This window comes from Limnobacter sp., from assembly GCF_046297615.1.
Lineage (GTDB): Bacteria > Pseudomonadota > Gammaproteobacteria > Burkholderiales > Burkholderiaceae_B > Limnobacter.
This window is the reverse complement of record NZ_JBKBHM010000006.1, coordinates 83,043-94,333: the sequence shown is the minus strand read 5'-3', so window position 1 is coordinate 94,333 and position 11,291 is coordinate 83,043. Positions and strand designations below refer to the sequence as shown.

11 protein-coding genes are annotated in these 11,291 nt (G+C 56.7%); 6 read left to right on the top strand and 5 right to left on the bottom strand.

Going from position 1 to position 11,291, the window contains the following annotated elements; all coding sequences use genetic code 11:
- Window positions 1-9 precede the first annotated feature (9 nt).
- Complete coding sequence (locus ACK4FF_RS12530) at window positions 10-1,992, top strand: alkyl/aryl-sulfatase (RefSeq protein ID WP_409709760.1); 1,983 nt, start codon at window positions 10-12, stop codon at window positions 1,990-1,992.
- A 31-nt stretch (window positions 1,993-2,023) separates the two neighbouring features.
- Window positions 2,024-3,103 carry an alkene reductase gene (locus ACK4FF_RS12525; RefSeq protein ID WP_409709757.1) on the top strand — a complete coding sequence of 360 codons (1,080 nt, stop codon included), beginning with the start codon at window positions 2,024-2,026 and terminating at the stop codon, window positions 3,101-3,103.
- A gap of 6 nt (window positions 3,104-3,109) precedes the next feature.
- On the opposite strand, the gene ACK4FF_RS12520 is transcribed toward ACK4FF_RS12525, so the two are convergent.
- Window positions 3,110-3,982: a bile acid:sodium symporter family protein gene (locus ACK4FF_RS12520; RefSeq protein WP_409709754.1), complete on the bottom strand. Its 873-nt coding sequence runs from the start codon at window positions 3,980-3,982 to the stop codon at window positions 3,110-3,112.
- Window positions 3,983-4,232: 250 nt separating this feature from the next.
- Between ACK4FF_RS12520 and ACK4FF_RS12515 the strand changes: the two genes are divergently transcribed.
- Complete coding sequence (locus ACK4FF_RS12515) at window positions 4,233-5,813, top strand: aldehyde dehydrogenase family protein (RefSeq protein WP_409709751.1); 1,581 nt, start codon at window positions 4,233-4,235, stop codon at window positions 5,811-5,813.
- Window positions 5,814-5,822: 9 nt separating this feature from the next.
- On the opposite strand, the gene ACK4FF_RS12510 is transcribed toward ACK4FF_RS12515, so the two are convergent.
- The gene (locus ACK4FF_RS12510) at window positions 5,823-7,043 is read right to left on the bottom strand and encodes a hypothetical protein (RefSeq protein ID WP_409709748.1); all 1,221 of its coding nucleotides are present in this window, start codon (window positions 7,041-7,043) and stop codon (window positions 5,823-5,825) included.
- Window positions 7,044-7,609: 566 nt separating this feature from the next.
- On the opposite strand from ACK4FF_RS12510, the gene ACK4FF_RS12505 reads away from it, so the two are divergent.
- Window positions 7,610-7,864, top strand: a complete 255-nt coding sequence (locus tag ACK4FF_RS12505) for a hypothetical protein (protein WP_409709745.1) — start codon at window positions 7,610-7,612, stop codon at window positions 7,862-7,864.
- Window positions 7,865-7,866: 2 nt separating this feature from the next.
- Window positions 7,867-8,133, top strand: coding sequence for a translation initiation factor IF-1 (infA, locus tag ACK4FF_RS12500; RefSeq protein WP_409709742.1), 267 nt, complete (start codon window positions 7,867-7,869; stop codon window positions 8,131-8,133).
- 28 nt (window positions 8,134-8,161) lie between these two features.
- On the opposite strand, the gene ACK4FF_RS12495 is transcribed toward infA, so the two are convergent.
- Both ACK4FF_RS12495 and ACK4FF_RS12490 read right to left on the bottom strand, forming a co-directional pair.
- Window positions 8,162-8,584 (bottom strand): response regulator, encoded by a 423-nt coding sequence (locus tag ACK4FF_RS12495; RefSeq protein WP_409709739.1) that lies wholly within the window; start codon window positions 8,582-8,584, stop codon window positions 8,162-8,164.
- A gap of 62 nt (window positions 8,585-8,646) precedes the next feature.
- Window positions 8,647-8,991, bottom strand: a complete 345-nt coding sequence (locus ACK4FF_RS12490) for a BON domain-containing protein (protein WP_409709736.1) — start codon at window positions 8,989-8,991, stop codon at window positions 8,647-8,649.
- Window positions 8,992-9,172: 181 nt separating this feature from the next.
- Here ACK4FF_RS12490 and ACK4FF_RS12485 point away from each other — a divergent pair, with 181 nt between their 5' ends.
- Window positions 9,173-9,808, top strand: coding sequence for a response regulator (locus ACK4FF_RS12485; RefSeq protein WP_409709733.1), 636 nt, complete (start codon window positions 9,173-9,175; stop codon window positions 9,806-9,808).
- Here the strand turns inward: ACK4FF_RS12485 and ACK4FF_RS12480 are convergent.
- Entirely contained in the window at window positions 9,801-11,183 is a 1,383-nt protein-coding gene (locus ACK4FF_RS12480; protein ID WP_409709730.1) for an ATP-binding protein, read from the bottom strand. The two genes, ACK4FF_RS12485 and ACK4FF_RS12480, sit on opposite strands and share 8 nt — an antisense overlap.
- Between the last annotated feature and the right edge of the window lie 108 nt (window positions 11,184-11,291).

The following is an 11,291-nucleotide window of genomic DNA, read 5'->3' as shown; positions in this document are numbered from 1 at the left end:
ACATCATCCATGCCCTTCACGTTCGCACCTTTGCGCCTCACAGCCTTGCTGAGCGGTGCTGCGCTGGCCAGTGTAACAGCCTGTTCAAAACCCGACGCACCCATTGCCTTCAACAGCGAAGCCAGTACGAGCACCCAGGCATTCAATGCCCAAGTGGCGCTCAGCCCCCACTTGAAGGACGACCAATCGGCCAACGATGCCCAGCGTGGCTTGATCGCCAAACCCGAGGGAAAAATCGTCAACAGCCAAGGGGAGGTCATCTGGGACTTCTCGGCTTTCGATTTCGTGCAGGGGCAGGCACCCACCACCGTGAACCCCAGTCTTTGGAAACAAGCCGTACTGAACAATCAGGTGGGCTTGTTCAAGGTGAAAGACGGCATCTATCAGGTGCGTGGATTCGACCTGTCCAACATGACCCTGATCGAAGGGAAAACCGGCTGGATCATCGTGGACACGCTGACCTCCGTTGAAACTGCGAAAGCGGCCATGGCCTTCGTCAAGCAACATCTGGGTGAAAAACCCGTGTCCGCAATTGTGTTCACGCACAGCCACGTCGACCATTTCGGTGGCGCCTTGGGCGTGGTCACTGCTGAAGAAGCCAAAGCCCGCAAGGTGCCCGTGGTGGCCCCAATCGGTTTCATGGAAGAAGCCACCAGCGAAAACGTGTTGGTGGGCACTGCCATGGCCCGCCGTTCCATTTTCATGTACGGCAATTCATTGCCCCGAAGCACCACTGGCGTCGTGGATAACGGCTTGGGCAAAGCAGTGGCCTATGGCCAGGTCAGCCTGCTGCCCCCAACGCTGATCATCAAAGACTCCTCAGAAGAACACACCATTGACGGGGTGAAATTCGTTTTCCACAACGTGCCCGGCAGTGAAGCCCCCTCCGAGTTTGTGTTCTACCTGCCCGAGATGAAAGCCTTCGGTGGCGCTGAATTGTTTGGCCACACCCTGCACAACCTTTACACCCTGCGCGGTGCCAAAGTGCGTGACGGCTTGCGCTGGGCCAATTACATGAGCCAAGCAATGGACTACGCAGCCGATGCCGAAGTGAGTTTTCACCAGCACAACTGGCCAGTGTGGGGCAAAGAGCGCATTGCCGAATTCATGGGCAAACAACGTGACACCTACAAATTCATTCACGACCAAACCGTGCGCCACCTGAACCAAGGGCTCACCTCGGAGGAAATTTCGGAGATCGTGCAACTGCCCCCTGAGTTGGACGGCTACATGAGCACCCGAGGCTTTTACGGCACCGTACGCCACAACGTCAAAGCGGTGTATCAGTTCTACATGGGTTGGTATGACGCCAACCCAGCCAACCTCAACCCCTTGCCGCCCGTTGAGGCAGCCAAACGTTACGTGGCCTTGGCCGGTGGGGAAGAGGCTGTTGTCAAAGCCGCCCGCGCAGCGCACGACCAAGGGGACTACCGGTGGTCGGTTGAACTGCTGAAGCAAGTGATCTACGCCAACCCCAACAACAAGTCAGCGCTCGATCTTCAGGCCCAAGGGTTTGACCAGTTGGGCTTCATGGCCGAATCGGGTCCGTGGCGCAACGTATACCTCACGGGTGCCAAAGAACTGCGTGAAGGTGGCCCCAAGCAACGCTTCAAGCGCAGCCAACTGCTGGGCATGTTGCAGCACACACCTATCGAAAGGTTTCTGGAAGCCATGGCTGCATCATTGAACAGCGACAAGGCTCAAGGCGTGAGCCTGAAGGTGCTGCTCAAGTTTTCAGACACTGGCGAGTCGCACCTGCTGAGCGTGGCCAACAGCGTGATGCTGCATCGCCCCGCCCGCCCTCAGGACCAAGCAGACGCCACACTGACACTGACCAAACCGTTCTTCCTGAACATGATGGTGGGTGAAGCGGGCGCAAAAGACCTGCTTTTGTCCGATCAGACAAAAATCACCGGCAGTACGCTTAAACTAGGACAGTTCTTCGGACTGCTCGACAAAGCAGACGGGCAGTTCAACATCGTCACACCATGAACAGTGGTATTTTCATGAGGAAGTTTTTGCAATGACGACTTTGTTTGATCCAATCCAGGTTGGTGACCTGCAACTGGCCAACCGCATCGTGATGGCCCCCTTGACCCGCAACCGTGCGCTGCCCGGCAACATTCCCGGTCCACTCACGGTGGAGTACTACCGCCAACGGGCCACAGCGGGGCTGATCGTGGCCGAAGCCAGCCCCATCAGCCCGACAGCCCAAGGTTATCTGGACACCCCAGGCATTTGGTCTGACGCCCAAGTGCAGGCTTGGCAGCAGGTGACCCAAGCCGTGCATGCCGAAGGCGGAAAAATCGTGCTGCAGTTGTGGCATGTGGGGCGAATTTCCCACACCTCACTGCTGCCTGACGGTGAACAACCCGTCTCCTCGACCAATCAAACCGCCAAGGCCAGCACCTTCACCCGTGATGGTTTTGTGCCCGTGTCCGCCCCACGCGCCCTGCGCGATGATGAAATTCCCGGGCTGATCAACGACTACCGCCGTGCCGCCCGCAACGCCATTGCGGCCGGGTTTGACGGTGTTGAAATTCATGCCGCCAACACCTACCTGATCGAGCAGTTCCTTCGCGACAGCGTGAATGACCGAACCGGCCCCTACGGCGGTTCGATTGAGAACCGCACACGCCTGCTGCTGGAAGTGGTCGATGCTGTGGTGGGTGAAATTGGTGCAGGCCGCACCGGTATCCGCCTAAGCCCCATGACCACCTTCACCGCCCCCTTGGACAGCAATCCACAAGCGCTGTATGGCCATGTGGTGGAGAAGCTCGCACCGATTGGCCTGGCCTACCTGCACGTGATTGAAGGCGAAACCGGGGGCACCCGCACGCCGGAAGGCAAAGCATTTGACTATGAAGCCCTGCACAAGGCCTTCAAGGGCACCTGGATGGTAAACAACGGCTACAAGAAGGAATTGGCCACCAGCGTATTGGCCAGCGGCCAAGCTGATCTAATTGCTTTTGGGCGGCTTTTCATCAGCAACCCCGACCTGGTTCGCCGCCTGCGCGAAGGCGCGGAGTTCAACGCCCTGCAGGCGGACAAGCTCTACGGTGGTGGCGCAGCCGGTTACACCGACTACCCCACCCTGGCCTGACCGCCTTCAGCCCGCGCGCTGGGCCTGTTTGCTCACCAGCATCCCGAACAGGGCTGCGGTGATGAACGCCAGCCCGCCGTACACCGCAGATGGCAAAGCCATCTGCGGGCTGTTCAACAACACCGGGCTCATCGCAATGGCCATGGACAAGGTGCTGTTGTGAATACCAATCTCCATCCCGATGGCTGTGGCCTGCTTGGCATTGATACCCACCAAGCGCGGTACCACATAGCCCACACCCAGGCTCAGCAGGTTAAACACCAACACCGCACCACCAATTGCGCCCAGGCTGCCCAACAGCACTTTCCACTGGGTCACCGCCACCAGAATCACTACTGCGAACAGGAAAATCAGCGAGAACGCCCGCACCGGCTTGTCCATGCGGTGGGCAAAGCCCGGCGCCTTGTGGCGCAGAATCATGCCGACAATCACCGGCACCAGCACAATCGCGAACACTTGCAAAATCTTGTCGAACTGCAAGGGCAACACTTGGCCATCATTGAAGAAATGCAGCAAAGCCCCGTTCACAATCAAAGGCAAAGTCACAATCGCCAGTACAGAATTAATGGCCGTCAAGGTGATGTTCAAAGCCACATCACCGTGGGCCAAATGGCTGTACAGGTTGGCTGAGGTGCCCCCCGGTGAAGCCGCCAGCAGCAACATACCCACCGCCAATTCCGGGGGCAGCGCAAACACATAGCACAAGCCAAAACACAGGGCCGGCAGCAACACCACCTGGCAGAACAGGGCCACGATGACCGCCTTGGGGTAAGTGAGCACCCTTTTGAAATCATCTGGCGTCAGGCTCAAGCCCAGCCCCAGCATGATGATGGCCAATGCCACGGGCAACCCAACAGTCAATGCAATACTTTGGTCCAACGATGTCTCCCTCTTTGTTTTGTCGTTATGCCGGGGTTCAACCCCGTGGCCCCATGTTCACAAAAGTGCCGAACGCTGGCAAGCGAAAACCGTGACCGCTAGGGGTTCTTGGGACAAAAAGCCGGAATTTTTCGAGTCCGCCCTCCACTCCGCTCGTTGACAAGTGTTTACGTGCTTCGCCAGACTACTGACAAAACTGACAATTAGAATTTTCACATTCAAAGTTCACGCATTCCGGAGACAAGCCACCATGAATTTGTCCGACTCCAAAGCCATCGCCCAAACCGCAGGCCTCAACCCAGCGACCGGCGAATTGCTGGGCACCTTGAACAACACCCCCATTGAGCACATGCCCGCCATTTTTGAGGCGGCTCGCAAAGCACAGGCCCAATGGGGTGCCATGAGCTTCAAACAGCGTGCACGGCACATCCGCCTGATGCGCGAGTACATCATTGAACACGCCGACGAACTGGCCGAGACCGTCAGCCGCAGCAGCGGTAAAACCCGCATGGACGCGCTGACCACCGAAGTACTGCCCTGCACGCTGGCCTGCAACTGGTACGGCAAAAACGCGGCCAAGGTCCTGAAAACCGAGCGCCGCGAAGCCTCCAGCATCATCTGGATGGGCAAGCGCTCCATCGTCACCCACGAGCCACTGGGCGTGGTCGCCATCATCAGCCCCTGGAACTACCCGCTGTCCATTCCTTTCGGCGAAATCGTCATGGGCTTGATGGCAGGCAACGCCATTTTGCTGAAAGTGGCCGCGGCCACCCCCTTGGTGGGCAAAGCGATTGAAGACATTGTGAAGGCCGGTCAATTGCCCGAGGGCTTGTTCCACCACATCGTGGGCGCAGGTGCCGAAGTGTCCACCGCCTTCTTTAACAATGGCGTGGACAAAATCTTCTTCACCGGTTCGGTGCCCGCAGGCAAAGACCTGATGGCCCAAGCCGCCAAAACCCTCACCCCCCTGTCGCTTGAGCTGGGTGGTAAAGACCCGATGATCGTGCTGGAAGACGCCGACCTGGACCGCGCCGCAGCCGGTGCAGCCTGGGCAGGCCTGCAAAACAGTGGCCAAAGCTGTGCTGCCGTTGAACGCGTTTATGTGCATGAAACCGTGTATGACGCCTTTGTGCAAAAGCTGTCCAAACTCACGGCCAGCCTGCGCCAAGGTGTGCCTGACGCGGACTGCACCGTGGACATTGGCTCCATGACCACCGCCAAACAGCGCCGACTGGTGGAGCGGCATGTCGACGAGGCCGTGGCCCAAGGTGCAAAAATTGCGGCACAGGCCCAACTGGCGCCCAATCTGCATGGCGAGTTCTACCCCGCCACCGTGTTGACCCATGTCAACCACAGCATGGCCGTCATGACCGAAGAAACCTTCGGCCCCTTGTTGCCTGTGATGAAGTTCAAGACCGAAGACGAAGCGGTGAAGCTGGCCAACGACAGCACTATGGCCCTCACCGCCTCCATCTGGAGCAAAAACACCGCCCGCGCCAAAGCCCTGGCCAAACGCGTGAACGGCGGTGTGGTGGTCATCAACGACCACCTGTACACCCACGGCATGTCGGACATGCCTTGGGGTGGCCCTTATGAATCAGGCATTGGCCGCACCCATGGCCCGGAAGGGCTGCTGGAAATGAGCCGCATGAAGGCCGTGAACTGGGACTTGCTGGGCGCCAAACGCAACCTGTGGTGGTACCCGCAAGACCTTCAGACTTACAACGTTTTGAAATCAGCCATCCGCTTGGGTTCCCCACGCAACGTGCTGGAATTTGTGTGGTCAGCCTTCAAGGTGCTGCCCCACATGATCAAACGGATGTATTTCTAAACCAACCCTTTATTTGATGCCATCCACAATGGCTTGGTTGTAGGTGACCATGCCTTGAAGACTGAGGCGGGCCATGGCTGGCCCATCCAGGTCCACTTCCTTGTTGATGGTTTTGTATTGGTTGGCCCCCTGCCCCATCATGTTCTGAAACAGGCCAAGTGCGCGCCCACCGGCGTCCTTGGTGCTGTCATAGCCGCCCACATCCCGGAAATTGGCAAACTGCCCGTCAATGGCCATGGGCTTTTCCGTGCGCAGCGACTCCGAATTGACCGCAGTACGCGCAGGCCATTCCATGGGGCTGTTGCCCACAATCAAGGCTGACTTCACATCGGCAGATGACTGGCGCTTCCAGATCGACGAGCCACTGCCCGAGGTTTCATGCTCGGTCAGGTTGATGGTCTGGGTAATCATCAGTCCTTCCTGATTGGTCTTGCTCCACTCGATGCGTTTGCCAATGTTCCCCGCGCCGATGCCTGCGAACCCCCGAGGCACCAGCTTCATACCCGTGGGCGCCATCATCAGGTAAGTGCGCTTTGAATGCCCCAGGTTGACCGTGGTGTACACCGGCTTGGCAGGCGTGCTGGGTTCCTCAGTGGCTTCGTACACAGCGCCGTCAGCAGGCTGGCCGTACACCACATCCAAGCCCTTTCGGCCCAGGCGTTGCTTGAAGTCTTCCCAGGCGCGGTCGGTGATGGCCTGAAATGCCGCCACATCCACATTCGGAATTTTATAGGTCACGGTGACGCGGGTTGACCCATAATCGGTACCCAACAGGTAACCCCCACGGGTGTTGGCCTTCACCTCACCGCTGACATCGAACATCACCCGGTATTCCTGCACGTACACCTTTTTGCCTGTCAGCTTGATTTGCCCGCTCAGCAGGCCATCAGCGGCGATGGGTTCGATGTTTTCAGCCAACACTTTCTGGATGGATTGCTGACTCATCGGCACCACCTGAATGGTCCCCACCGAAGGGGCCATGGCCACCTGTTGGTACTCCTCCAAGGTCAGGGCCTTTTCCTGCCCACCGCACTGCTTGGCACTGGCCAATTGGGCAAGAAAGTCGCTTCGGCTCTGGGCCTTCTTGGCCAAAGCCTGCTGTTCTTCGCTGGCTCCCATTTTGGTCTCTGCCGTGGTTTGGGCCACAGCCCCAGCAGCCTTGGCCACCAAACCACCAAAGGCCCCAAAAATGCTGCCTGCCGCTTGGGCCGCTGCCACCTGGCCACCCACGTTGGCCGCCCCCCCACTGCAGCCTGACCCATGGTGCGCTCGGTACTGCCCGCACTGATGGTGGCCTTCAGGTCGGCCTGCTGCTGGGCAATGTCGGCGCAACTCAAGCCACTGTCAGCCCCCTGAACTCGGTCAATGGCTTGGGCGGACAACGGCAATACCGCCAGCAGGGCAATCGGAAGGGGGTTTCGGGTCATGGGCGGTCCTTTGGCGTTCGTTTTAAGGTTTTTCACAATTGTGCTGAATAAACAGGCAGCCTGACAAGCCCATGTTGTCGCGGGTCACCTGAAATAAGCATGGACAAGACCTCTGGACAAATGTACAGTGCATGCCATGGCGGCATTTTGGCTTTGCCCCGCCTTGGTTCTTTTGCACTGGCAAAGAACACCCCCGTCTTCGTGTTTTCCCCGCCTTCTCACGGCCTTGGTTTACACCAGAATCCAATCGGCAAATCCTCAACCAGCACCCGCATTGCACCCTCGTGATGCAAGCAAGTGCAGTTTTTTCGCACGTGCATTCAGCGCAGCGCCAGAACAAGAACGCCTAAAAAGGCCACTAATCAGTACATGAACATTGAATTGAACAAACCCATCGCCATGGGGCATTACACCCTGACACCGGCCAGCGTGCCGAATCGGCAAGGCAGTCACCAAGCCCGCGTGTCTATACGCAGCGGCCAAGGCAGCACCACTTCCTGCCGCATGTTGACTTTCAGCGATTGTCACGCCACACCGGAAGTTGCGCTTCACCACGCCATTCTGGAAGGCCAACACTGGGTGCGCACCCACGGCAACCTCAATACCACCACCACAAGGAATTAAACATGGCCAAAGAAGAACTGATCGAAATGCAGGGAGTTGTGACCGAAGTGCTGCCCGACACCCGTTTTCGCGTCACGCTGGACAACGGCCATGAACTGATCGCCTACAACGGCGGCAAGTTGAAGAAAAACCACATCCGTGTGATGCAGGGCGACCGCGTTACGCTGGAAATGTCCCCCTATGATTTGGGCAAAGGCCGTATCACCTTCCGCCACCTGGACTCGTCTGCCCCACGCAGCAGTGGCCCACGCCAGTACAACCGCCGTTGATTCTCAAGGGCCTGTGAAAGCGGGCTGGTCAAACCATGGAGCGTCGTGATTTTCCAGACGCTTCACCCTGAACAAAATCCAAGAGCTCGTCAATTTGAAACGATTTGTCGAAAAACGCTTGGGCGCCCATGCGTAAGCACCGGCGCCTGATTGATGCATTGGAATAGTTTGAAAACACGACAGCTTTCAAATTCAAGCCATCGCCTTCTTGTTCAGACAGGGCTTTCAGCACCCCAAAACCAGTGCCCGATGCAAGCTCCAGATCCACAATCGCCAAGTCGGTACTGGCAGTGCCAAGCCACTGAATAGCCTCTTCTTCGGTGGTCACATGGGCCACCACATCCACACCCGGAATCTCATGGAGCATCGCAGCCAACAGCAACTGCAGGTTGGTGGAATCTTCTACCACCAAGACCCGAAAGTTCCGTTCCAATGCGTCATCGTTACTCAAGGTTCCACCTGTGGCACGCCCCCACTGTCCACAGACAGCAGGGGCGCGGGTTAAGCAGTCAATTATGAACTGGGTTTCAACTCAATCATGTTGCTGACTGACTTTACACCATCGACCTGCTTGGCCAATACTTCGGCGCGTTTGATTTCATTTTCGCTTTTGCCCTCACCCGACAGAATGACAACGCCGTCCCGTGTTTCCACGTTCACACGCATGGCGCTGACTGCCTTGTCTTCAGCGTGCTTGGCCTTCACTTTGAGCGTGATGGCGCTGTCATCCACATACTGCCCCATGGTCTGGGATTGCTCCCGGTTCGGGTCCCTCTGCTGATCGGCGGCATGCACCACGCCCACGGTTGACAGCGACGCAGCGGCAATCATCAATGTTTTTGCGAGATGTTTATTCATTTGTTACTCCTTAGAAATGATTGAACCAACTCTTCAACAAGAAATCTGGATCCGAGGTATGTAGAGATCCGATCTCATGCGTTCACTATACGGAGGACAGAAAATCCGATCTGTCCGACAAAGATGATTCCCTTGTAGGAGTTGTCTGGCCTTGACCACCCAATTTCATAAGGAGTACCCAATGATTCGGTTGGCCATTGTTGATGACCACGCAATCGTGAGGGCAGGCTTTCGGGAAATGCTCAACGACGAAATGGGACTGACCATCCAATTTGAAGCGAGTACCGGAGAAGAAGCCCAAAGCCTGCTGCGGGAGCACCCCTGCGATGTGCTGATGCTTGACCTTTCACTGCCCGACCAGAACGGAATTGACGTGCTGCGCGCCGTTCGTCAGCGCTACGAAAGCACCCAGGTGTTGATCATCAGCAGCTTCTCGGAAGAACGGTATGCCCTGTCGATGATTCGCAATGGCGCAAGTGGCTACTTGTGCAAAGACTGCGATCAAGCCGATCTCATCAATGCCATTCACACCGTGGCGCAAGGCCGTCGGTATGTATCGTCCACCACTGCAGATTTGTTGGCCAGGGAAATGGCCGGGGAAAGCCAGAAACTTCCGCACGAACAATTGTCGGATCGTGAAATGCAGGTATTTATGCGGCTGGTTAAAGGGGAATCGGTTTCCGTGATTGCTCAGGATTTGCATTTGAGCGTTAAAACAGTCAGCACGTACAGGTCACGGTTGCTGGAAAAACTGGGGGTTGCCAGCAATGCTGAACTGACGACATATGCCCACCAACAGGGCTTGCTGCTTAGTTGATGCCCTTGCTTGCACTCAAAGGCATGCGCACTTCAATGTGTGTGCCTTTGCCCGGTGCTGACCGCAACGTTAAGGTGCCCTGAAACATTTGGGTTCGGTGTTTCATGCCGGCAATACCGTGCCCATGCATTTCAACATCATGGGTGTCAAACCCGGTTCCGTTGTCGCGAATGCTCAGCACCACCGCTTCCCCTTCCTGGTAAAAAGCCAATTGAACCTGAGTGGCTTTGGCGTACTTGCGCACATTGTTCAGTGACTCCTGTGCAATCCGGAACAAGGCGAGCGATTGGTCTTTCGACATGGCAGGGTTGTGATCCGGAAAACTCATCTCGACTGGCAGGTCAATCTGAAAGTGCTCACCCAGCGAACGCAACGCCTCCACCAAACCCAAACCTTTGAGCAGCGGGGGTTGCAAGTCATCCACCAAACGCCGCATCAACGTGATGGCGCTACCCACGCTTTCAATCAGGCGCAACATGCGCTCTTGAATCTCGTTGCTCACCTGAGAACCCAAGGTTCGGCGCAACCAACCCGCATCCATTTTCGCAGCGGTCAGAATCGAGCCCATTTCATCATGCAACTCACGGGCGATGGTTTGGCGTTCAGCTTCCCGCGCATTGGTTAAGTGGCTGGCCAAATTGCTCAACTCACGTGTTCGCGCTGTAACCTGGGCTTCAAGCCGGTTGTTCTCAGTTTTCAGCAAGTCGTGAATTCGTGCCCTTAAGGCCACTTGCCTCTGCTGAACCAAAAAGAGGCTGACGATCAGCAGCAACGAGGCCAGGCCCAAGGCATAGCCCACGTGTCGAATGTTTTCAACCCGTTCCAGGTACATGGCCTCAAGGTGTTGATGTGCCTGCTGACGCCGCGCCTTCAACACCGCAACACGCACCCCGATATCATTCATCACCTGTTTGCCCGATTCGCCCTGGTCTTGAGCCCAAGTAACAGGCACCCGTCCCTTGCTAAGCATGTCGCCCAACTGCTGGAACTCTGCGTCGACCAACCGCTTGAGAATTTGGAAATCCGCATGGTCTTGGGAATGAGCAGGAAAGTCAGAGCCCATCAATTCCATCAAGGGTGTAAGTTTTTCGGCAGCCATGCGGTAAGGCCCCAAATACGCATCGTTACGCATCAACAGAAAGGACAATGCACTCGCCTCTGCGTCCATGACCAGCATCCACAGCTTGTCCAACCGATCAATTCGCTTTTGGTTCACTTCGGTCAACTGCAGCACCTGAACATTCATTCTGGCCTGTGTGTAAGTGAGGCCCAGCAAGGCCACAACCATGGCACAACCGATGGCGAGCAACCAGTAAGACCGGCTTTGCAACACGCGGGCCTTGGCCGAACGAAAGGAATTTGAAGTGATGTTCATGGGATGCACCAAAGAAAACAAGGAGGGCCACTCACCAGTGGCCCTCCGGGATGTCATTCAGTCAAAAAGCCCAATACTCTTTTCAGAGCATCCTCTTCAACTCCTTGG